A 22263-nucleotide genomic window follows, 5' to 3' on the forward strand; every position below is an offset into this window, starting at 1 on the left:
CCTTGTCCTGAACGGAGTTGATGAAGCTCTGCGACACCTTCGCCTTGTCATGGCCGTAGGGCAGCAGATCGTCGTTCGAAATCCCGATCTTCGCACCAATCTCCTGGATCGGCTTCTTCTGCGCTTCACGCGCAATCTCAATGTCACTCTTGTAGCTCATGGCAAGGTTCCTGCTGAGTTTGCATACAATCGCCGGCACAGAATGCCGGATTGGCGCTAGGTGTAGCCAATCTGCGGCAAAACACGCGCGTGATTTCCGACATTATCCTGCCGTGAAGCGGCGTGGGGTCTTTCGCAAGCTCTGCGGTGGTTCCTTAAAGGAAACGGAATTCCCCGAAATGTGCCCCTAGGGCGCCCAGGCGCGCTGATCCGGAACAAAGAGCGCAAGTTCGCTGCCCAGCGACAGGCTGCCAGGGCATTCGATCCAGGCGGTGATTCCCCGGCGATTCTGCGCGGCGGGTTTGAAACGGGCGCCAAAGCCTGCGTGATCCTTCTCGATCTCCCGGCCCGGCAGCACGCAGGGGCGGTTTTCCATGTCTACAGTCAGCGTCATCCCATCCGGCCCCTGCAGTCGCGAGGACGGCGGCACAAAGGTGAAGTCCGGGATGCCGCGCAGCACGATGGTGGCGCCCAGATGCGCAGGATCGACGCTGTCCATACCCATATCCGCCGCGATCAGCACCAGTTCCTCTTCCGACAGGACGGTCACTTGGCGCACGTTGCGGATTTCGGTGCCTTCCGGGTACAGATTCCGGACCCGCACACAGGCGGCACGGTTTTCGCCCTCATGGCGCCCGCCGGCGATGCCAGCAAACCCCAGACCCAGTTGATCTGACGGCACCGCCTGCAAGCCGCTGTCCGCAGGCACATGCCCCAGCCAGGTGATCTCTCCCGTGAATTCCGTCTTCCGCAGCACCGGCATGCCCGCTCTCCCCCGCTTATCTCTTTGATGTTCCGGCGAGCATACAGGCGGCGCGGGCCGGCGCCAGTAGTGGCGCGATGCATTTTTGTGTTCCCGCAGTTCAGTGCCGGGAATGAAAAAACCCCGGAAACCAGCGGCATCCGGGGGTCAGAGCTTTGGGGGGGTCAGGCGGAGGGCTCAGGCTCCATCCCGCCTTCTGGCGGGGTCTTCTTGGGCTTCGCCTTGGGGATAGCGGTGACCGAGGCATTGCCCTGATCCTCGCTGTCATCCTCGTCGTCGCCGGCCTGTGGCGGCTCGCCGTTCATCACCCGCTTGATCTCGTCGCCGGTCAGGGTTTCGTATTCCAGAAGGCCCTGCGCCAGACGCTCCCATTCCTCATTCTTGTCCTTGAGGATCTCCAGCGCCTGTTCATAGCCTTGCTGGATGAAGCGTTTGACCTCTTCCTCGATCAGCTCCTTGGTATTGGCGGACACGGAGAAACCCGCAGTGTTGCCGGAGTAGCCTTCGTGGGCTTCGGCATAGTCGATGTTGCCGACCTTGTCCGACATGCCCCAGCGCAGCACCATGGCGCGGGCCAGCTGGCTGGCCTGCTGGATGTCGCCGGCCGGGCCGTTGGAGACGTGGTCCTCACCATATTTGATGACTTCCGCCGCCTTGCCTGCCATGGTCATCGCCAGTTTCTGCTGGCATTCATCCCGGTGGTAGTTCAGGCGGTCCATCTCAGGCAGGCTGACCACCATGCCCAAAGCACCGCCGCGCGGGATGATCGTTGCCTTATAGACAGGATCGCACAGCGGCAGTTCCAGGCCGACAACGGCGTGTCCGGCCTCGTGGTAGGCGGTTTTTTCCTTCTGATCCTGGGTCAGCACCATCGAGCGGCGCTCGGCCCCCATCATCACCTTGTCCTTGGCCGATTCGAAATCTTCCATGGTGACAAAGCGGCGGCCGACGCGGGCGGCCATAAGCGCGGCCTCGTTCACAAGGTTGGCCAGGTCGGCACCGGAGAAACCCGGCGTACCGCGGGCGATGATGCGCAGGTCCACGTCGGGACCTAGCGGGGTCTTGCGCGCATGGACGCCAAGGATCTTTTCGCGGCCTTTGATGTCGGGGTTGCCAACAGTCACGTTGCGGTCAAATCGGCCGGGGCGCAGCAGCGCCGGGTCCAGCACGTCCTTGCGGTTGGTGGCGGCCAGGATGATGACGCCTTCGTTGGCCTCAAAACCATCCATTTCCACCAGCAGCTGGTTCAGGGTCTGCTCGCGCTCGTCATTGCCGCCGCCGTAACCGGCGCCGCGGTGACGGCCCACCGCGTCGATCTCGTCGATAAAGACGATACAGGGCGCGTTTTTCTTAGCTTGCTCGAACATATCGCGGACGCGGGAGGCGCCGACGCCGACGAACATCTCGACAAAGTCGGAGCCGGAGATGGTGAAGAACGGCACCCCGGCCTCGCCTGCAATGGCGCGGGCCAGAAGCGTCTTACCAGTGCCCGGAGGGCCGACCAGCAGCGCGCCCTTGGGGATCTTGCCGCCGAGGCGCGAGAATTTCTGCGGGTTGCGCAGGAACTCGACAATCTCTTCCAGCTCTTCCTTGGCCTCGTCGATGCCTGCCACGTCGTCAAAGGTGACGCGGCCGTGCTTCTCAGTCAGCATCTTGGCCTTGGATTTACCGAATCCCATGGCGCCGCCTTTGCCGCCGCCCTGCATCCGGTTCATGAAGTAGATCCATACTCCAATCAGCAGCAGGAACGGCAGGAGCGTGATCAGGAAAGACTGAAAGCCCGACTGCTGCTGCTTTTCAGCGCGCACCGGAATGTTCTTTTCGATCAGCAGCGAGGTGACTTCTGCATCGCCCGGCTTGATGGTGACATAGTTTTGGCCATCCGAGGTGGTGTAGCGCACCTGTTCCCCGTCCAGAGTGACACTATTCACGTTGCCGGACTCAACCGAAGCCACGAAGTCCGAGAAAGTGCGTTCACGGCTCTGCATCGTGCTGCCGGAACCGCTGAACAGATTGAACAGCGCCAGGATCAGCAGAAACAGAACAACCCAAAAGGCGATATTGCGAGCGTTGCCCAAGGAAAGTTCTCCCTATCAGATAGGCACGCCGCCGGGGCGCGCCTGCGTTGTGCTTAAAATAAGGATCATTCGGGCAGGTTCAATGCGATAAAAGGGATGCAAAGAACTCTTCTTCGGTTCCGGTGGTTTCAGCCGACCACCCGTTGCCCAGACCAGCCGCCGGCGCCGCGATCAGTTCATCGCCGCGCCAAAGGGCCGGCGTGGCCTCCAGCACTGCGCCGGGAACACCTGCGGCGCGCCACTCCGGGCAGCTCTGCAGGCCTGCGCGCGCCAAGGCCCGGATCTCGCATCCCTTTGCGTCACCGCCATAAACCTTCCAGCGCCCGTCCCAGGTCCGGCCCGGCGCAGCCGTCAGCGTGCTCACCCTGTTGTACTCGCGGCACACCCAAATCTGCTTGGTTGTGGTCAGCAGGCGGCAGCCGGACAGCGTCACGGAACCACCGCTGCGGGCCGCCAGGACTGCTTTTTCCATCGGCACCCGGCGCGGCGGATAGGGAGCGGCGGAAATCCACTGAACCGCGCGCACCAGAAGCCGGTGGCTGATTTCACTGGGCAGCGTGCGGAACTTGCGCTGGCACAGCACCACGGCGCCGGCCTGAAGATGCGCAAGGTCGCGGGCAGCCAGGAAAACATACCAGTCCAGCGCCTCGCGGGCCTTGGTCATGTTGCGGGCGACCTTGGCAAGCACCTCCGGCGTCAGCCCCAGCGGCGCCAGTTCCTCCAAGGCGCGCCGCACCCGGATCCGCTCGAATCTGGTATCTTCGTTGCTAGGATCCTCTGACCATTCGATACCGCGCCCCTGCAGGTAACCGCGCAGTTCGTCCCGGGTGACATCCAGAAGCGGCCTGAGCAGAGTGACACCATTATGCGTGCGCCGCTCCGCCATGCCGGACAGGCCGGTCACGCCAGACGCCCGTGCCATCCGCATCAAGACCGTTTCCGCCTGATCATCGGCCGTATGGCCTAGCGCCAGCACCGGGATCCCCTGCTGCTGCGCCCAGCCGGTCAACAGGCGGTACCGGGCTTCGCGGGCCTGATTCTGCAGGTTGCCAGCCTGCGGCCCGCCTTCCCAATGCAGCACCTCATGGCAGATGCCCAGCTTTCCAGCCGCAGCGCCCGCTGCCCGGGCTTCCGCCGCTGCCTCCGGGCGCAGCCCGTGGTTCACAGTCGCCGCATATAGCTGCGGCCCGCCTTGCGCAAAACAGTCGTGAAGCAGATGCAGCAGCGCCATCGAATCACCGCCGCCAGAGATTGCAATGCCCAGCCTGTCCGGCAGCGCGGACCGGAACTGGTTGCGCACCACCGCCAGGATATCGCGTTTCATGCCCGTCAAGAACATCCCAGCTTGGCCATCTCCGCCAGAGCCTCGCTCTCCTGGGCTCCGCCCGGGAACCGCACCCCGACTTCCGACAGGGTCACACAGGCCTGATCGGTCTGTCCAAGCCGCCCCAGAGCAGCCCCCAGTTCAAACAGCGCCTGTGGCGCCACCGGCCCTACGGAGTTGCCGGTGAAGGCCGCAAGATAAGCCCGGGCGGCTTCGCGGGTGTCCCCCAGCCCATCCAGCGCCTTGCCCCGGCTGAATTCAGCCGCCGGCGCCAGCGGGCTGCCCGGATAGGCCTGGTTGAAGGCCGCAAACTTCTCTGCCGCGTCCTGGTACAGGCCTTCGGCCAGCAGGTTTTCAGCGGCGTCGAAATCCGCCTGCTCGCCGACCGCCAGCTCACTGCCCGCGGTGCCGCTGTCACCCGGCTGCGCACCTGCAGTGCCGGCAGGCGGCAATTCGCCGCCGCCCAGCGTGGTGGTCTCGCCCAGGGCGCCGACATCACCGCCTTCCAGTTCCACCAGGCGGAACTCCAGATCGCCGATCCGGTTGGTGCCATCGCTGACGATCCGGTCGATTCTGTGGGTCATCTCTTCGGTCTGCAGGGTCAGCCGCTGCAATTCGCTCTCGATCGCAGCGACGCGGTCCAGCACCGTATTGCCGGAGACATCCGCCGACGGTGACCCGGTGGTCGACAGCTCCCGCTTGAGACGCTGGATTTCCACATGCAGCACGGTCAGCTCCTGGCGGATGTCCGCCAGGGTCTGCTGGTCCTGCGCCGCCAGCGGCAGCGGCAGCAGCATCACGGTTGCCAAAAGCGCAGTGCGAAGAGATTTCATGGCGTTACCCCGTCAGCCCGCCCGCCAGCACGGTGACCGCGCGGCGGTTCTTGGAATAGCAGGTCTCGTCCGAGCAGATTTCCAGCGGGCGCTCCTTGCCGTAGCTCACAACCTTGATCCGGCTGCCTGCAACGCCTTGGGAAATCAGGAATTCCCGTGCCGCATTGGCGCGTTTGGCGCCCAGGCCAAGGTTGTACTCGCGGGTGCCCTGCTCGTCCGCGTGGCCCTCGATTGTGACCACATAGTCCGCGTTCTGGGTCAGCCAGCGCGCCTGGCCCTGCAGGGTGGATTGGGCGGCGGGCGACAGCGTGGACTGATCCACCGCAAACAGCACCCGGTCGCCGACGGTCTGCTGGAAATAGGCCGGGCTGGCCGGATCCAGCGCGCCTGCCCCGGCGCCGGCACCGCCTGCCCCGGCACCGCCGTTCAGATCGTCATTCCAAGGGTTGTTGCTGCAGGCCGCAAGGCCCAGAACGGCAACAGCCGCCATTGCCAATTTCAAACCGCTCATATCGTCTGCCTATCCCATTCTTGTTTCTTGACCCGAAACTAGCACAAGCCCGGGGGTGGTTCTATGCGGGTATCCCCGCCATAACGGTTCATTTACCTTTGCAACGGCGACCAGGCCGGGTCCGAAGCGCCGTCCGGCGTTTTGACCGGCTTCAGGTTGCGCCCGGTGATATCCACCGAATAAAGCAGCGCCCGTCCGGTGCTGCCCTGGCTTTCCCGGGTGAACATGATCACCCGGCCGTTGGGTGCCCAGGTCGGCCCCTCGTCCAGGAAAGAGGCGGTCAGCAGCCGCTCCTCGCTGCCGTCGGTGCGCATCACGCCGATGTGGAACCGGCCCTTGTTTTGCTTGGTAAAGGCAATCAGGTCGCCGCGCGGCGACCACACCGGGGTGCCATACCGCCCCTGGCCGAAACTGATCCGCCGCGCCTCGCCGCCGCCGGCAGGCATCACATAAAGCTGCTGGCTGCCGGAACGGTCGCTTTCGAACACAACCTGCGAGCCGTCCGGCGAGAAAGAGGGCGCGGTTTCGATCGAGGGGGCGGAGGTCAGCCGGGACTTGGCTCCGGTGGAGATATCCATCGAATAGAGGTCGGTATTGCCGCCCTGGGTCTGCGAATAAACTACCGTGCGCCCATCCGGCGCAAAGCGCGGGGCAAAGCTCATGATGCCGTCGCCGCTGGACAGGATCTTGCGCTGCACCTGGCCCACATCCAGCACATGGATCTGCGGAAAGCCGCTTTCATAGCTGGTATAAAGCACCCGGTCGCCAGTGGGCGAAAACCGCGGCGCCAGCACGATGGCGGCGCTATTGGTCAGATACTGCACATTGGCGCCGTCGTAGTCCATGATCGCCAGCCGCTTGCGCCGGTCGTTCTTGGGGCCGCTTTCCGAGACATAGACCACCCGGCTGTCGAAATAGCCGCTCTCGCCGGTGATCTCGCTGTAGATCGCATCGGCCACCTTATGCGCCATCCGCCGCCAGCCATCGGTGGTGCCGGAAAACTGCAGCGCGCTTTCCAGCGGTTTTTCCGCAAACACGTCATAGCCGCGGAACCGCACCGTCAGCCGGTTGCCGGTCACACTGACCGCACCGGTGATCAGAGCCTGCGCGTTTACCGCCTTCCAGTCGGCAAATTTCACCGGGTTGTCAAAACCGGTCACCTTGGAAATATGCGCGCTGGCCGGCACTTCCCGGAACAAGCCGGTGCCGCTCAGGTCGGCTGCCACCACCCGCGCGATCTGCGCGGCATATTCCGCAGCCGCAGCGGTTTCCGGCACGAAATCCGGCACCGCATAGGGCAAGGGTTCGATCACGCCCTGATCAATCTCAATGCGGAGCGGGCCGTTCTGCGCCGCCGCCGCGCTGGCACCGGACAGTGCCGAGGCCCCGATCAGGAGAGCTGCCAGAAAATTCCTCATTTGATCCGCATCCTTTCCGGATTGAATGTCATTTCAATATCGCGCCATTGCGCATATTTTTCAGGGGGAAGCTGAAATCCCCTGGCCCCGCAGCGGATAATTGCCCGCCGGGCCGCCTCATAAGCCTGTTTTGCCGCCGAGGACGATCCTCCAGTGCTCGACAGCATCCGGATGGTGCCGGTCTCTGGCTTGCCGTCTTGTTTCAGCGACACCCCGACGACCACGGTCGTCTTCAGCGCATCGGTGGACAGCGCGCCCACGTTCCAGCAGCGCGAGACCTCAACCCGCAGGGCGTCTTTCTCGCCCAGTGTCAGCGGCGGGCCAGAGGGTTCCGGCGCCTCTACATCCGCGCCGCCTGCCAGGGCCTCGGCCAAGGCATCCTCGACGGCAGACGGGGTATCATCCCGCACGGGTTCTTCGGGTTCTGCGGGCTGCGCCGCCTCTACGACCCGTTCCGGCTGTGGCTGCGGACGCGCGGGCCGGGTGCGAGGCCGTACCGACACCTCCGGCGCGGCAGAGGCCGCGACGTCCTCGCCCTCGTTCTCCTCCGTCACGATCCGGTCGCTGGCCGCTTCGCGTGCAGTTGCCTCCTGCACCTCCTGCTCGGTTTCAGCCCCTTCATCCGGTGCCACCTCTGGCTTGACGATGTCGTCGATCCTGGTGTCCGGCTCCGGCGGCGCCACAGGCTCCGGCGCGACCCGGTCTACCGGGCGCGGCGCGGTTTCCGGGCGCAGCTGCGGCACCAGCGCTGCGATCTCCGGCTCCTCGGCGGCGGCAGGCAGCGTATCCGGCACTACGGGTTCCGGCTGCGGTTCGGGCAATTCCGCCACCTGCGGATCCGGCTCAGCCGGGGGGACCGGTTCGGGCTGGGTGATCTCCGGCTCCGGATCCGGCTGCGGCGCTGGCTCCGGCGCGGGCTGCACCTCTGCAGGTTCATTCAGCGGCGCAGGCTCTGGCGACACCTGCGGCGCCTGGCGCTGCTGGCTGAGCTTCTCGAACTGCTCGGCTGAGATCAGCGCCACCTGCTGCACGTTGGACGGCAAAGGTTCGGACGGGAACCAGGCGCCGAAGACAACCCAGGTCATCAACAGCCCATGGCCTGCCAGCGAGATTTTGGTTCCGGTCTGCACCCCGTGCGTCCCCGCCTACTGCCCCGTGCCTTCGGCTTGCCACCCGTCCAAGGCCGGGCCGCCTGTATCCGTCACCAGCCCCACGTTGGAAAACCCGCCCGCGTTCAGCGCGCCCATCACTTGCATAACTTCCGCATAGGCAATCCGCCCATCCGCCCGCAGGAATACCCGGTCCGAAGACCGCTCCGCCGCAATCGCCCGCAATTTGGCCACCAGTTCATCCCGCGCCACCGGGGTGGTTTGTATCTCCACCCCGCCCTCGGCCGTTATGGTGACGGTCAGCGGCTCTTCCTCGTCGCCCGGCAAGGCCCCGGCTGCGGTCTTGGGCAGCTCCACCGGCACACCCACGGTCATCAGCGGCGCTGCCACCATGAAGATAATGAGCAGCACAAGCATGACATCCACAAACGGCGTCACGTTGATTTCGGACATCGGCCGCCCGCTGCGGCGGCGGCGTCCCCGGCGGCGGTCGCCGCCGCCCTGCGGCTGCTGGACTGCGGCGCCCATGGCGTCAGGAGTCCAGCTGGCGGCTGAGGATGGTGGCGAACTCATCGGCAAAGGCCTCATAGCCGCCGATGATGCGGTCGCTGTCCGCGCTCAGCTTGTTGTAGAAAACCACCGCCGGGATCGCCGCCAGCAGGCCCAGCCCGGTCGCCATCAGCGCCTCGGCAATGCCCGGCGCCACCACGGCCAGGTTAGTATTCTGCTGCTCGGCAATCTCAATAAAGGCAGTCATAATGCCCCAGACGGTGCCAAAAAGACCGATAAAGGGCGCGGTGGAACCAACGGTCGCCAGCACCGACAGCCCGCTTTGCAGGCCTTCGGTTTCCTTGGCGATCGCCACATCCATCGACCTGTCAATGCGCGCCTGGGCGCCCGGGATCAGCCCGCCGTCGCTGCGGTGGCTGCGGCGCCATTCGCTCATCCCGGCGGAGAAAATCCGCGCTGCCTGGCCCGGAGGCTCCGCCCCCAGCCGCTCAAACAGCTCATCCAAGGGGTTTCCGGACCAGAACGCCCGGTCGAAAGCGTCCGCCTCCTGCCGCGCCTTGCGGTAGTTGATCATCTTCTGAATGATGATGCCCCAAGACCAGACCGAGGCCACGATCAGCATCAGCATCACCAGTTTCACGGTTACGGTGGCCCGCGCGAAAAGGCCCCACATGGAGAAATCAATCTCCTGCGCCAGCGCCAGAGTTTCTGCTTCCATTCCGCCTGCTCTACGATGTCCCGGCCGTTTATCCGGCCTTATTTGACGCGAAGCTAGCGCAGTTCAATGGCAAAGGCCATTAAAACAGGCGGCCTTGCGCCAAATGTTACCGCAATGCGCGAATCTCTGCCGGAAGCCGGGCCGGTTTGCCGCCCGTGGTGATGCAAACGATGGTGACCAGGGCGCGGAACAACGGCTGACCGTCCCGCGCGACTTCCTGATTCAGGGTCATCCTGGCGGGGGTCAGGCTTTGCAGCGACGTCGTGACCACCAGCTCCTCGTCGAACTTTGCGGGCGCCAGGTAATCCACCTCGATCCGGCGCACCACATAGATCAGCCCGGCCTCGCGCATGGCGTTTTGATCAATGCCGATCCCGCGCACCCAGTCGCTGCGCGCGCGTTCGATGAACCGAAGGTAATTGGCGTGGTAGACGATCCCGCCCATGTCGGTGTCCTCGTAGTAGACCCGGACGGGGAATTGGTGATCCATTGCCTGCTCCTTACGCTTGCCCGCACCCTAAAAGCCGCGCCAAACCGCTGCAAGCGGCTCACCCTTCCAGCGGATATTCCGCCAAAACGTCATAGCGCGCACCCTCTGGGGCCAGCGTGGACTGGAACAGCGCCAAACTGTCTGCTTCGCACTCCAGCTTGAAATCCGCTGCTGCGGCCAGACAGCGGGCTATTTTTTCGACTCGCCCGGCCTCCATGTGCCGGGGGAACCGCGCCATCGTCACATGCGGGCGGAAGCGTTCGCGGGGCAGATCGATACCGGCTTGGCGGCAAGCGCTGCGGACCCGGTCGCGCAGATGCGCCAGCTCCGGCGTTTTCCGCACCTCCGCCGCCAACACCCGCGGCAGCTTGCCGCCAAAAGTGTCCAGCCCGCTGAAGGCCAGCGTCAATGGCGGCGCGCTGATTTCTGCCAGCAGCTGATGCAAGGCCTGCAGCGCGGCCTCTGGCTGGTCATCAAGGAAAGCCAGCGTCAGGTGCATGTATTCTGCCGGGACATGCCGCCCCACGGTCAGCCCTTCCTGCACCCGTTCCAGCGCGTCCAGGGCTGCGTCCGGCAGCGGCAGGCCGACAAAGGCGCGCATCAGCCCTGCGGCGGTTCCGCCGGCGCCTGCAGCCGCGCAAACAAGCGCAGGGCGTGGGATTTATCCTCTGCCGCAACCGGCATCATCCGGTCATAGGCCGCGGCGATCACCCCGGCGATCTCCGGCCGCAGGATGGTGGCACCGGTTTCCGGGATCACTGCCAGCGGCGAGGCCTCTGCAAAGGCACCATCGCCCCACATCAGCGCCACCTGCACCGCCTGGGTCAGCGCCAGGGTCTCGGCCGGCATCTGCGCCAGGGCGCCCTTCATCCGCAGGAACACAAACGCCGCCTTGATCCCGCCCTGATCGTCAAAGCGGAAGGCGCGGTACTGGCTGGCATCCGCCTCTTTCAGCCGTCCAACCAGCTCCTGCAACCCCGGAATCAGCCGGTCCAGGTCTGGAACCGCCAGCAGCTCATCCCAGTCCAGGAAGAAGAAGAACATCAGGTTCGAGCCCAGCTCCGGATCCGTCTCGGCCATCTGATGGCCCGCCAAGGTCATCACCGCCTCCAAGGCGCCCTTGACGGTTTTCAGGGTCTCGTCCTGAACCCCGAACACGATCGGCGCCACCGGCCGCCCCCAGCGGGCAAAGGCGTAAGAGCCGTCATGGCGGGTGAACAGGGCTTCAATCTGTTCCGGCGTCAGGTCTGGCAACTGGGCGGTCATTTGCGTCTCCTTGGTACTGCCCCGTCTATGCCGCCTGGCGCGCGCCGCGGCAAGGGGGAGCTCCCGCGCCTGCCCGCCCCCCTGGCTGCGCCAGGCGGCCGCAAGCAGCCTTGGGCCCGGCGCCACTGGCGCGGCGCGGTTCCGGACAGCCCGCTAGATCCTTCCAGCAGACAGGCCATGCGCTGCGCCTTCCTCTTGCCGCAAATATCCCCGCCGGAGGCACGCCGCGCGCCAGCGCGGCGCCCGGCCCAACTGGCGCAAGGCATCTGCGATGCCGCCGTGCCGGGCGGGACCCTGCTACTCCTGCAGGTACCTTCCCCATTTGCGCTGCAAGGCCGCAGCGGCATCTATTCCCTGCCAATCGGCAAACAGCAGAAGAAAACCGAGCAGATCACCAATTTCATCTTCCAGATCCTGCCGTGCAGCCTCCCCGCGGCCCTGCCCCGCCAGCTTCAGATAGGCCGAGGCAACCTCGCCCAGCTCTTCCGTCATCTTACCCAGGTACCAGGCCGGATCTCGCTCAATCCCGAACCGCCCGGCATAGATCGCGGCAACCTGGCGGGCCAGATCCGTCAGTTCCGAAACAGTGCCCCCTTGCGTCATGCTTTCCTCCTGCGGGCCGCGGGAAACCAGATTGAGCCGCCTCAAAAAAGGTCAGCACCTATGACCGTATGTTTCGCGCGCGAAACATTGGGGCAGAGTCACTGACACAACTTATAGTGGCACACCCCGGTGTCACCCGAACAAATCGTTCTGACTGCGTGGCGGCGCCATGCCCAGGTGCGTCCAGGCCTTCTGCGCCAGCATCCGGCCGCGCGGTGTGCGCTGGATCAGCCCCTGCTGCAGCAGATAGGGCTCGATCACCTCCTCCAGCGCATCCCGGCTTTCCGACAAGGCCGCCGAGATCGTCTCGATCCCCACCGGCCCGCCGCCGTAGTTTTCGGCAATCAGTTTCAGATAGCGGCGGTCGGCGCCATCGAGCCCAAGCTGATCCACCCCCAGCCGGGTCAAGGCGCCATCGGCCAGTTCCCGGGTGATGGTGCCGTCGCCCTCGACAACCGCAAAGTCCACCACGCGGCGCAGGAGCCGCCCGGCAATCCTTGGCGTTCCCCTTGCGCGCCGCGCGATCTCGCGGGCACCGGCGTCATCGGCCGGGGCGCCCAGCTTACGGGCGTTGCGGCTGACAATCTCAAACAGCTCGTCGATGGTGTAGAACTGCAGCCGGGTCGGGATGCCAAAGCGGTCGCGCAGGGGCGTGGTCAGCAGCCCCATGCGGGTGGTGGCGCCGACCAGAGTAAAGGGCTGCAGCTCAATCCGCACGGTGCGCGCGGCGGGGCCTTCGCCGATCACCAGATCCAGCTCGAAATCCTCCATCGCCGGGTAGAGCACCTCCTCCACTGCCGGGTTCAGACGGTGGATTTCGTCGATGAACAAGACGTCACGGGCTTCCAGGTTGGTGAGGATTGCCGCCAGGTCGCCGGCCTTGGCCAGCACCGGTCCGGAGGTCATGCGGAAGTTCACTCCCAGTTCGCGCGCAACGATCTGGGCCAGGGTGGTCTTGCCGAGGCCCGGAGGGCCGTGGAACAGCGTGTGGTCCATCGCCTCGCCGCGGCGGCGGGCGCTTTCGATGAAGACGCGCAGGTTGGCGCGGGCCTCGGCCTGGCCGATGAACTCGCCAAGGCCCTGCGGACGCAGGGCGCGGTCGTTGTCCTCAGGTAAGGGGTCAGGGCGCAGGGCGGGATCGGCGTCAATCATAGTCATTTCCCCTGGCATAAAGGGCAGCGCCCGGCCGCGGGCGGAAGCAAAGCGCCCGCCCATGGGGGCGGTCGGGCGCTGCCCGGCCTATCGGCCGAGCGATACATTGAAATTTAACGCCCATACGCCTCACCCCTTCGGCGCCAGCAGGCGCAGCGCGGCGCGGATCAGTTCTGCCTCATCCGCATCCGGATAAGTGGCGGCGGCTTCTGCCACCGCCGCTGCTGCGTCCGAGGGACCATAGCCGAGATTGCCCAAGGCCGACAGCGCCCCGGCGGAGGCTGCCGCCGCGCCGCTGGGTTTCTTAGGCGGCGCCTTGCGGGCCGGCTTCGCAGCAGGCGCGGGATCGGCGTCCTCGATCACCTCCAGCCCCGGGCCGTCCATCGCGTCCACCACGGTGCCGCCCATCGCCATCACGCCGGGCGCCTTGTCCTTGAGGTCCAGCACGATGCGCTGCGCCGTCTTGGGACCAACACCCTTGGCCGCCTTGACCGAAGCCCAGTCGCCCAGCGCAATTGCCCGGCTCACGCCATCCGGCCCCAAGGCGCCTAGGATGGCCAGAGAGACCTTGGCCCCAACCCCCTGCACCGAGGTCAGCAAGCGGTGCCATTCTTTCTCCACCAGCGAGGTAAAGCCATAGAGCTGCATCAGATCCTCGCGCACCACCATGTCCGTATAGAGCGCCACCGGATCACCCGGCCCAGGCAGCGCCGCCATGGTGCGGTCGGAGCAATAGACAATATAGCCGACGCCACGCACGTCGATCAGCACATGATCCTGCGCCCGGTAGTCAAGACGGCCTGTCAGCTTGCCGATCATGCGCGCTTCTCCCTCAGCTGGCGCTGCTGCGTGCCGCCGTAATAAGCGTGGCAGATGGCAATCGCCAGCGCATCTGCCGCATCCGCGTTCTTGGGCAAACAGCCGGGCAGCTGCAGCTTGACCATATGCATGACCTGCTCCTTTTCGGCGTGGCCTACGCCCACCACGGTTTTCTTGACCCGGTTCGGAGCGTATTCGCCCACCGGCAGTCCGGCCTTGGCCAGCGTCAGCAGCGCAACGCCGCGCGCCTGGCCCAGCTTCAGCGTGCCGGCGCCGTCCTTGTTCACAAAGGTCTGTTCGATCGCCGCCTGATCCGGTGCATAGTCTTCTATGATCTCGGAGACCTGATTGTGCAGCGACAAAAGACGCTCGCCCAGATCGTCGCCGTCAGAGGTGCAGACGCCGTTGGCAACATGGCTCAGCCTGGTGCCGCGCGATTCGATCACGCCCCATCCAAGGTTCCGCAACCCCGGATCAATTCCCAAAATCCGCATGATCTGCCCGGTCCCTGCCTGCTTGTTCAAAATTATTTTCCCTACGGCTAGCACAAAACGCGAACATGTCCAATTGCTTTCCCTCGCGCGGCAATTGCGTCCCGGCGGAAATGACGCCTGAAACCGACCAGTTGCCTATGCTGCACCGACACTTTCGCCACAATTGGGCAACCAAGCGTTTAGCCCTTGTTTATAAGGCGCAAAGCTATGCGCACAGCGCATATGACACATGCAAATTCGGGCCTTGCTGCGGAAATCACCCGGCACTAGATGCGGCTCATCGCAATGACGCGAACGCTTGCTAACACCTAATCAGAGGACAAGGACATGGCCGCTTTTGACACCACCCGTACCACCTATGGTTCCACCGGCCTGTTTGGCCGCATCGGCGCACTGGCCGCCGCTGCAACCGGCGCCATTGCCGCTTGGAACGACGCCCGTGCAACCCGCAACGCGCTGTCCGGCCTGTCCGACCGCGAGCTGGCCGATATCGGCATGTGCCGCGGTGACATCGAAGGCGTGGCCACCGGCAAAACCGTCCTCTGAGACACCTGATTCCGCCCTGCCTCCTCCCTCGGGGCGAATAGGGAAACGCCGCGGACCTGAAAAGGCCGCGGCGTTTTTTATTGCCGGCCTGCAAGTGCGGCAGCCGCCTTGCCGATTAAAAAGAGCCGCCGGCTCCCCCCGCCAGCGGCCCTTTCAGCCCCCACAGCTGGATCCCGGGCGGAACACTCCGCCAGGGCAGCCCATCAGCGCAGGATGGGTCCGATCTTTTGAGCGATCAATACCGATAGCGGGTCCGCCTGCATCACAAAGGCCCCGGCCCGTTCAAGCCCGGTGCCCACGGCAAGGGTCTGCACCCGCTCATCGTAGCTGCCAAAGCCAAGTGCTGCCATCAGAAAGCCCTTGAACATCAGAAATGCTGCAAGGAAAAAGATCACGGTGCGGCCCGAGATCCGCGACTGCACCCTGTGCGGCTTCACCACCAGCAGCCCGTCCGGCCGCAGCTTTGCCGAATAGCCCCCAGACAAGGCTTCATGCTTGCGGTTGATCTGCTTCAAACGCGCCTGGAACTGGTTACGGTCTTCCCCCATAACTCGCCTCCGAACTGGCCCCCACCAGCGGATAGCCCATTGTTGGCTCAGAATGCGGCAGAAATGCGGCGAACCATTCAAATTCGCCGCAAACTTGTTTTAATCAACCCGCTTTACGGAGAAGTAACGTTGTCCATTCACCAATTTCGTCCCGGCGCTCCGGATTGATGCCGTTCTGTGCATAAACTTCGGCCACGCTATCGGCCTGCTCGTTCAGAATGCCAGAGAGAATCGCATAGCCGCCAGGACGCAGATTCGCCGCCAGATCCGGCGCCAAAGCGACCAGCGGCCCCTTCAGAATATTGGCGAAGATGAGGTCATAGGGCGCCTGCGCCTGCAGGTCGGGATGATCGAAACCGGCCGCCTCCAGGCAGGCAACCTGCCCTTCCATGCCGTTGGCCTTCAAATTCGCCTCGGCGACTTCGACCGCAACCTCGTCAATGTCGCTGGCAAGAATCGCACCGTCCCAGACCCGCGCCGCGGCCATTGCCAGCACCGCGGTGCCGCAGCCGATATCGGCCACTTTTTCGCCACGAAACCCCTGGTCCAGCAGGTGGTCCAGCGCCTTGAGGCAGCCGAGCGTGGTGCCGTGGTGGCCGGTGCCGAACGCCATCGCCGCCTCGATCAGCAGCGGGATGCGGCCCTCCGGCAGCTTGTCAGCATCATGGGAGCCATAGACAAAGAACCGGCCCGCCTCGACCGGTGCCAGCTCACGGCGCACATGGGCGACCCAGTCGGTTTCCGGCACCTCGGAGACCACAAAGGGCTTGGCCTCATGCATCGCGGCCAGCAGCGCCAGGCCCGCCTCATCCGGCGCTTCGGTGAAATAGCCGCCCACTTCCCACAGGCCGGAGCCGTCTTCCATCTCAAAGACGCCGACACCAGTGGGTTCCGGGTTCAGCCGTTCCATGGCTTCGCCCAGCGCTTCGGCCTGGGCTTTTCCGGGAAGAGTGGTGAGGGCGGTGAAGGTGGTCATGGCGTCTCTCCTGAAACTGTTGCTCAGCGCCTAGGCTGACACGCGCCCCGCGTCAAGCGCCCCGCCCGGCCGCAAGGCCGGGCAGCGCCCGCGCTCACCCCCGTGCGCGGGCGCTCGCCCCGCGGCTTGCGCAACGGGGCTGCAGGGTCATTCGGCCGGCGCGGGCCGGGCATATTTGCTGAAGATGGTCTCGTTGCCCGGTTCAGGGTGGCGCGGGATCAGCAGCGACAACGCCAGCGAAATCAGCGCCATCGCAGCCGCCAGGGCAAAGACCAGACCCGGCGAATACACCCACAGGAGGCCCAGAAGCACCGGCAGGAACACCGCCGCGATATGGTTGATGGTAAAGGCCACCGCCGCCGTAGGGGCGATGTCGCCCGGATCAGCGATCTTCTGGAAATAGGTCTTGAGCGCAAGCGCCAGGGCAAACAGCACGTGGTCCACCACATAAAGCACCGCCGCAATCACCACGCCCCAGCCGAACCAGTAGATGCCGCCGTAAGCCGCAAAGACAATCGCCAAACCGGCGTATTCAAAGATCAGCGTGCGGCGTTCACCAAAGACCGCCACCGCCTTGCCCAGCATCGGCGCCACGGTCATGTTGATCACCAGGTTGATCAGGTAGAGCCCGGTCAGCTCATGCACGTCGAAACCGAATTTCTCGACCATCATGAAGCCGGCAAAGACCACAAAGATCTGCCGCCGCGCACCGGCCATGAACTGCAGCGCGTAGTACAGCCAATAGCGTTTGCGCAGGATCAGTTTCTTGGTCTGCGGGTGCGGTGCGTCAAACTGCGGGTAGGCAAAGAGCGCGATGAGCGCAATCAGCGCCGTTGCCCCGCCTGCCGCCAGGAAAACCGTGTTATAGGCCAGATCGAACCGGTCCCAGGTCAGCACGATGAGGCCATAGACCACCAGCGTCGCAGCAGAGCCTGCCGCCACCAGCCAGCCCAGCGTCTGCGGTGCTTTCTCCTTGCTGAGCCATTGCAGCTGCAGCGATTGGTTCACCGTCTCGTAGTAGTGAAAGCCGATCGAGCTGAGCAGCGTCACCATCAACAGCCCGCCCAAGCTTGGGAACCAGGCGGTTACAGCCGTGGCCACCCCCAGCAGCATCAGCGAGATCAGACCCAGCACCTGCTCGCGGATGAACAGGATGACGGCAATCACCCCCACCGCCAGGAAGCCCGGGATCTCCCGCACCGTATGCAGCAGGCCGATATCGGCGCCATCAAACTGCGCCGCTTCGATCACGAAGTTGTTGAGCAGCGCGCTCCAGGCGTTGAAGGCAATGGGCATCGCCAGCGCCATCAGGAACAAGAGCGTCACGGGGCGGCGCCAGAACGGGAGGCCTTGCGCCTCATGCAGGGGCATCGGTTTGAACATGCCCTGGATGTACGCCTGTCCGGAGCCTTTGGCGAGGGCAAAGACGGCCTGCACACCGACCCTCGCATCAGCGCGCAGAAACCGGCGCAGGGCGGTTTCTGATCTGCATCAAGACAGCCGCGCCTGAAATCACATATGCAATTTCGTGAATTTGGAGGTGTGTGATGGATCTGGTGCCCCTGGCTGACCGCATCGGCGAAGCACCGGCAGCGGCGCTGCTGGGCCTTGCCACCGGCATAGTGTTCGGAGCCGCCGCACAGCGGTCCCGCTTCTGCCTGCGGGCGGCAACGGTAGAATTCGCCAGCGGCCGGCTGGGGGACAAGGTGGCAGTTTGGCTGCTGACCTTCTCCACTGCCGTGGTCTGGGTACAGGCAGCGCAGCTCTTGGGGCTGATGGAAAGCGCCGACGCCCGGATGATGGCGGTGCCCGGCAGCTGGTCCGGCGCCATCCTCGGCGGGCTGATGTTCGGCTGCGGCATGGTGCTGGCACGCGGCTGCTCGGGGAGGCTTTTGGTGCTGGCGGCCACCGGCAATCTGCGCTCGGTGGTGTCCGGACTGATCTTCGCAGTGGTGGCGCAGATGAGCCTCTCTGGCCTGTTGTCGCCGGCCCGGGACTCGCTGGCTCGATTGTGGATCACCGAAGGCGGCCGCAACCTGGACCTGCTGGCCGCCCTCGGCCTGCCGCAAACCGGCGGGCTGGTGCTGGGTATGGGCACAGCAGCGCTGGCGCTGGTGCTGGCGCGCCGGAACCGGATCGGCCCGGCACGGCTGGTCTTTGCCTCCGGCGTTGGGTTTGCCGTCGCCTTAGGCTGGGTGCTGACCTATGCGCTGAGCCAGGTGGCCTTTGACCCGGTGCAAATCGAAAGCGCCACCTTCACCGGCCCCTCGGCGCATACGCTGATGTTCTTCCTGGACCGCGGCGCGGTACTGGAATTCGACATCGGTCTGGTGCCTGGCGTGTTCATCGGCGCGATGATGGCTGCCGCCCTGGCTGGAGAAATGAAGCTGCAGGCCTTTGACGATGCTGCCACCATGCGCAAGGCAATGACCGGTGCTGCGCTGATGGGGTTTGGCGGCATGCTGGCGGGCGGCTGCGCCATTGGCGCTGGTGTCACCGGCGGGTCGATCTTTGTTGGAACGGCTTGGGCGGCGCTGTTCTTCATGTGGATCGGCGCCATGGCAACCAGCATTCTGACCCGTGCTCCAGTTGAAACCGCAAGCGCCTGACAGGCATTTTATGCGAGGCTCTGCCTCGCGCTCCGGGATATTTGAAGCCAGAAGAAGAAAAGATCCCCTCTTCTTCTGGCCCCAAGTATCCCGGGGGAGGCCCGCAAGGGCCGGGGGCAGCGCCCCCGCCACCCTGGCCTCAGAAAAAGCTCTGCGGGTCGATGTCGATGCTCAGCCGCAAATCCCCCTTCAGACGCAGCGGCGCCGTCCAGCGGGCAATCGCCTCCTGCAAGGGCACGCCTTTCGGCGCCTTGACCAGCAGACGCACCCGGTGGCGGCCGCGGACGCGGGCAATGGGGGCCGGTGCCGGGCCGAACAGCTGGGCGCCGATCTGGCGCAGGGGGCCGTCATTGCGGGCCATCGCATTGCCGAGGTCAAAGACCGCCGCCAGATCCGGCCCCGACAGGATGATCCCGGCCATCCTGCCATAGGGCGGAACACCGGCCGCCTGGCGCTCGGCCGCTTCCGCCTTCCAGAAGCTTTCTTCATCGCCGGACAGGATCGCCCGGATCACCGGGTGTTCGGGCTGGAAAGTCTGCATCAGCGCCTCACCGGGCCGCTCGGCGCGGCCCGCCCGGCCCGCCACCTGGCGCATCAGCTGAAAGGTGCGCTCTGCGGCGCGCAGGTCGGAGCCTTGCAGGCCAAGATCGGCATCAATCACCCCCACCAGAGTCAGCAGCGGGAAGTTGTGTCCCTTGGCAACCAGCTGGGTGCCGAGGATGATGTCGGCCTCGCCTGCTGCGATTTCCTCAATCCTCTGCTTCAGCGCCCTTGCGGAGCCGAACAGGTCGGAGCTGAGCACCGCAATCCGCGCCTCCGGAAACAGGCCCGTGGCCTCTTCCGCCAGCCGCTCGATGCCGGGGCCGACGGGGGCCATCTTGCCTTCCACCTCGCAGGAGGGGCAGGCCTCCGGCACCGGTTTGGTCTCGCCGCACTGGTGGCACATCAGCCGTTTCATGAACCGGTGCTCCACCATCCGCGCGTCGCAATGGTCGCAGGCCACCTGCGCGCCGCAGGCCCGGCAGATGGTGACCGGGGCAAAGCCGCGGCGATTGAGGAACAAGAGCGACTGCTCGCCCCGTTCCATGCGCAGCTTCATCGCCTGTTTCAGCGTGGGCGAGATCCAGGTTGAGGGCAGCAGGTCTTCGCTGCGCATGTCCACCGCGCGCATGTCGGGCAGCACAGAGGCACCGAAACGCGACGTCAGGTTCAGGCGGTTGTACTTGCCGGCCTCGGCATTGGCCCAGGTTTCCAGCGACGGCGTGGCGGAGGCCAGCACCACCTGCGCCGAACACATGGCTGCCCGCAGAACCGCCATGTCCCGGGCGTTATAAAGGACCCCGTCCTCCTGCTTGTAGGAGGTGTCGTGCTCCTCATCGACGATGATCAGTCCCAGATCCCGGAACGGCAGGAACAGCGACGAACGCGCGCCGATCACCAGCTGCGCCGCGCCCTGCCCGACCATCTTCCAGACCCGGCGGCGTTCGGTCATGGTGGCGCCAGAGTGCCATTCGGCCGGTTTGGCACCGAAGCGTGCCTCCACCCGGGTGAGGAATTCGGCCGTCAGCGCGATTTCCGGCAGCAGCACCAGCGCCTGCCGCCCGGCGCGCAAAGCAGCAGCGACGGCTTCCAGATAGACCTCGGTCTTGCCGGAGCCGGTGACACCTTTCAGCAGCGTGGTGCCGTAACGCCCGCTGTGGACACCTTCGGCCAGCGTGGCAGCGGCCTTGGCCTGATCCTCGGTCAGCTGCTTGGAGGGCAGCTCCGGATCCAGATGCGGATAGGGCGTATCGCGGGGGGCTTCCTCCTCGCGCAGGGCGCCTTGTTTCACCAGCCCCTTCACCACCGATGGCGTCACATCTGCCATATCGGCGAGCTCCTTGGGCGTGAAGGCGAGGCCGCCGTATTGCTCCAGCACCTCCAGCACCCTTGTACGGGCATCAGTCATCCGGTCCGGAACGCCGTCGCCCCGGCGCAGGATCTTGCGCATTGAGGGCGGATCGGAAAGACCCGGCGCGCGGGTCGCCAGCCGCAGCATCGCGGGCATCGGGGTCAGCGTGTAGTCGGCGGCTTTTCCGAGGAACTGGCGCATCTCACCCCGCATCGGCGCCACGTCCAGCACCCGGATCACCGCGCGCAGCTTGGCCGAATCGAAGTCCCCGGCGCCCGGCCCCCAGACCACGCCCAGCACCTTGCGCGGGCCCAAGGGCACTTCGACAAAGGCGCCAAGGAAACAGCCGCCCTCGGGCGCGCGGTAATCCAGAAGCCGGTCAAGGGGTTGCGTGGTCAGCACCCCGACCCGCTCGCCTGCCTGAAAGAACTCCTGCCCGCTCATGCTGCCGCCCATGTTGCCGCCCGTAATCCCATGAGGTAAAGGCAGAAGCGACCGAGGCCAACCCATCCAAAGGACTGCCCCATGAAATTCTTCGTAGATACCGCCGAGATCGGCGCCATTGCCGAGCTCAACGATCTGGGTATGGTGGACGGTGTCACCACCAACCCGTCACTGATCAAGAAATCCGGCCGCGACATCATCGAAGTGACCAAGGAGATCTGCGATCTGGTCGAGGGGCCGGTATCAGCGGAAGTGACCGCGACCGATGCGGACACCATGATCGCCGAAGGCCGCAAGCTGGTTGAGATCGCCGAGAACATCGCGGTGAAAGTGCCGCTGACCTGGGACGGGCTGAAGGCCTGCAAAACCCTGACAGACGATGGCCACATGGTGAACGTGACCCTGTGCTTCTCCGCCAACCAGGCGCTGCTGGCAGCCAAGGCGGGCGCGACCTTCATCTCGCCGTTCATCGGCCGTCTGGATGACATCAACCTGGACGGCATGGAGCTGATCGAGGACATCCGCACCATTTATGACAACTTCGGTTTTGAGACGCAAATCCTGGCCGCCTCGATCCGCTCGGTGAACCATGTGCTGGATTCGGCCCGCATCGGCGCCGATGTGATCACCGCCCCGCCCGCCGTGATCAAGGCGATGGTGAACCACCCGCTGACCGATAAGGGCCTGGACGCCTTCCTGGCCGACATCAAGGCGGCAGAGATCAAGATCCTCTGATTGGCCTGAAGTTCGCAAGGCCTGGAAAGGCGCCCTTAACCGGGCGCCTTTTCCTTTGCAGGCAAAGTCCTCCCGCGCAGCCCTGCGCCCCGGCTGTTGCCGGACTGCTTGGCGGCTTGGACCCGGCAGCGCGCCTTTCGGCGCGCTGCAGCGGCGCTTCACGCCGCAGGCGCCGGGCCGCAGCCCGGCGCCATGCCCAACGGGCGCGGGGCATGGATATGCACCGGCGACGGGCGGGAGCACGCCCTGCCGGTAAATTCCGCTGCG

Annotated in this window: 24 protein-coding genes; 3 read left to right on the forward strand and 21 right to left on the reverse strand. The window is 64.9% G+C overall.

Features of this window, described 5'->3' with window-relative positions; genetic code table 11:
* The 17 genes from ACXAHG_RS11440 to ruvC all read right to left on the reverse strand — a co-directional run.
* Positions 1–160: formate--tetrahydrofolate ligase (locus ACXAHG_RS11440; protein WP_475057551.1), on the reverse strand; the 160-nt coding region annotated here is incomplete at its 3' end.
* Positions 161–346: 186 nt separating this feature from the next.
* Positions 347–922: an MOSC domain-containing protein gene (locus ACXAHG_RS11445; RefSeq protein WP_475057362.1), complete on the reverse strand. Its 576-nt coding sequence runs from the start codon at positions 920–922 to the stop codon at positions 347–349.
* A gap of 164 nt (positions 923–1086) precedes the next feature.
* A complete protein-coding gene (gene ftsH / locus ACXAHG_RS11450) occupies positions 1087–3000 on the reverse strand; it encodes an ATP-dependent zinc metalloprotease FtsH (protein ID WP_475044816.1) in 1914 nt (637 codons plus the stop codon).
* 79 nt (positions 3001–3079) lie between these two features.
* Positions 3080–4333, reverse strand: coding sequence for a tRNA lysidine(34) synthetase TilS (gene tilS, locus ACXAHG_RS11455; protein ID WP_475057364.1), 1254 nt, complete (start codon positions 4331–4333; stop codon positions 3080–3082).
* A complete protein-coding gene (gene ybgF, locus ACXAHG_RS11460; RefSeq protein WP_475057367.1) occupies positions 4330–5157 on the reverse strand; it encodes a tol-pal system protein YbgF in 828 nt (275 codons plus the stop codon). Before ybgF ends, tilS begins: the two co-directional genes overlap by 4 nt.
* 4 nt (positions 5158–5161) lie before the next feature.
* The gene (pal, locus tag ACXAHG_RS11465; protein WP_475044819.1) at positions 5162–5668 is read right to left on the reverse strand and encodes a peptidoglycan-associated lipoprotein Pal; all 507 of its coding nucleotides are present in this window, start codon (positions 5666–5668) and stop codon (positions 5162–5164) included.
* A 92-nt stretch (positions 5669–5760) separates the two neighbouring features.
* A complete protein-coding gene (gene tolB / locus ACXAHG_RS11470) occupies positions 5761–7086 on the reverse strand; it encodes a Tol-Pal system beta propeller repeat protein TolB (RefSeq protein ID WP_475044821.1) in 1326 nt (441 codons plus the stop codon).
* On the reverse strand, positions 7083–8216 hold the full coding sequence (locus ACXAHG_RS11475) for an energy transducer TonB (RefSeq protein ID WP_475057369.1): 1134 nt from the start codon (positions 8214–8216) through the stop codon (positions 7083–7085). The genes tolB and ACXAHG_RS11475 overlap by 4 nt, the downstream gene beginning before the upstream one ends.
* A gap of 15 nt (positions 8217–8231) precedes the next feature.
* Positions 8232–8723 carry a protein TolR gene (tolR, locus tag ACXAHG_RS11480; protein WP_475057554.1) on the reverse strand — a complete coding sequence of 164 codons (492 nt, stop codon included), beginning with the start codon at positions 8721–8723 and terminating at the stop codon, positions 8232–8234.
* 4 nt (positions 8724–8727) lie between these two features.
* Positions 8728–9423: a protein TolQ gene (gene tolQ / locus ACXAHG_RS11485; protein ID WP_475044823.1), complete on the reverse strand. Its 696-nt coding sequence runs from the start codon at positions 9421–9423 to the stop codon at positions 8728–8730.
* 106 nt (positions 9424–9529) lie between these two features.
* Positions 9530–9913 (reverse strand): tol-pal system-associated acyl-CoA thioesterase, encoded by a 384-nt coding sequence (gene ybgC, locus ACXAHG_RS11490; RefSeq protein WP_475057372.1) that lies wholly within the window; start codon positions 9911–9913, stop codon positions 9530–9532.
* 58 nt (positions 9914–9971) lie between these two features.
* Complete coding sequence (gene thpR, locus ACXAHG_RS11495; RefSeq protein WP_475057375.1) at positions 9972–10514, reverse strand: RNA 2',3'-cyclic phosphodiesterase; 543 nt, start codon at positions 10512–10514, stop codon at positions 9972–9974.
* Positions 10514–11179, reverse strand: coding sequence for a hypothetical protein (locus tag ACXAHG_RS11500; protein ID WP_475057378.1), 666 nt, complete (start codon positions 11177–11179; stop codon positions 10514–10516). The genes thpR and ACXAHG_RS11500 overlap by 1 nt, the downstream gene beginning before the upstream one ends.
* Positions 11180–11476: 297 nt before the next feature.
* Positions 11477–11782, reverse strand: a complete 306-nt coding sequence (locus ACXAHG_RS11505) for a MazG nucleotide pyrophosphohydrolase domain-containing protein (RefSeq protein ID WP_475044831.1) — start codon at positions 11780–11782, stop codon at positions 11477–11479.
* Positions 11783–11914: 132 nt separating this feature from the next.
* Positions 11915–12934, reverse strand: coding sequence for a Holliday junction branch migration DNA helicase RuvB (gene ruvB, locus ACXAHG_RS11510; protein ID WP_475057557.1), 1020 nt, complete (start codon positions 12932–12934; stop codon positions 11915–11917).
* A 129-nt stretch (positions 12935–13063) separates the two neighbouring features.
* Entirely contained in the window at positions 13064–13753 is a 690-nt protein-coding gene (gene ruvA / locus ACXAHG_RS11515) for a Holliday junction branch migration protein RuvA (RefSeq protein WP_475044835.1), read from the reverse strand.
* Positions 13750–14247, reverse strand: a complete 498-nt coding sequence (gene ruvC / locus ACXAHG_RS11520) for a crossover junction endodeoxyribonuclease RuvC (protein ID WP_475057381.1) — start codon at positions 14245–14247, stop codon at positions 13750–13752. The genes ruvA and ruvC overlap by 4 nt, the downstream gene beginning before the upstream one ends.
* Before the next feature lie 327 nt (positions 14248–14574).
* Here ruvC and ACXAHG_RS11525 point away from each other — a divergent pair, with 327 nt between their 5' ends.
* Positions 14575–14793: a DUF1127 domain-containing protein gene (locus tag ACXAHG_RS11525; protein WP_475057384.1), complete on the forward strand. Its 219-nt coding sequence runs from the start codon at positions 14575–14577 to the stop codon at positions 14791–14793.
* Positions 14794–14996: 203 nt separating this feature from the next.
* On the opposite strand, the gene ACXAHG_RS11530 is transcribed toward ACXAHG_RS11525, so the two are convergent.
* From ACXAHG_RS11530 to ACXAHG_RS11540, 3 genes are all read right to left on the reverse strand, one after another.
* The gene (locus ACXAHG_RS11530) at positions 14997–15341 is read right to left on the reverse strand and encodes a hypothetical protein (protein ID WP_475057387.1); all 345 of its coding nucleotides are present in this window, start codon (positions 15339–15341) and stop codon (positions 14997–14999) included.
* Between the two features lie 103 nt (positions 15342–15444).
* A complete protein-coding gene (locus ACXAHG_RS11535) occupies positions 15445–16317 on the reverse strand; it encodes a 50S ribosomal protein L11 methyltransferase (RefSeq protein ID WP_475044838.1) in 873 nt (290 codons plus the stop codon).
* Positions 16318–16464: 147 nt separating this feature from the next.
* Entirely contained in the window at positions 16465–17700 is a 1236-nt protein-coding gene (locus ACXAHG_RS11540) for an MFS transporter (protein WP_475057390.1), read from the reverse strand.
* A gap of 164 nt (positions 17701–17864) precedes the next feature.
* Here ACXAHG_RS11540 and ACXAHG_RS11545 point away from each other — a divergent pair, with 164 nt between their 5' ends.
* A complete protein-coding gene (locus ACXAHG_RS11545) occupies positions 17865–18926 on the forward strand; it encodes a YeeE/YedE family protein (RefSeq protein ID WP_475057393.1) in 1062 nt (353 codons plus the stop codon).
* A gap of 139 nt (positions 18927–19065) precedes the next feature.
* Here ACXAHG_RS11545 and ACXAHG_RS11550 read toward each other — a convergent pair whose 3' ends face one another.
* Positions 19066–21261: a primosomal protein N' gene (locus ACXAHG_RS11550; protein WP_475057396.1), complete on the reverse strand. Its 2196-nt coding sequence runs from the start codon at positions 21259–21261 to the stop codon at positions 19066–19068.
* An 81-nt stretch (positions 21262–21342) separates the two neighbouring features.
* Between ACXAHG_RS11550 and fsa the strand changes: the two genes are divergently transcribed.
* Positions 21343–21996: a fructose-6-phosphate aldolase gene (fsa, locus tag ACXAHG_RS11555; protein ID WP_475044842.1), complete on the forward strand. Its 654-nt coding sequence runs from the start codon at positions 21343–21345 to the stop codon at positions 21994–21996.
* Positions 21997–22263: the final 267 nt, after the last annotated feature.

The sequence above is a fragment of the Leisingera sp. ABD4_442 genome (assembly GCF_056160905.1).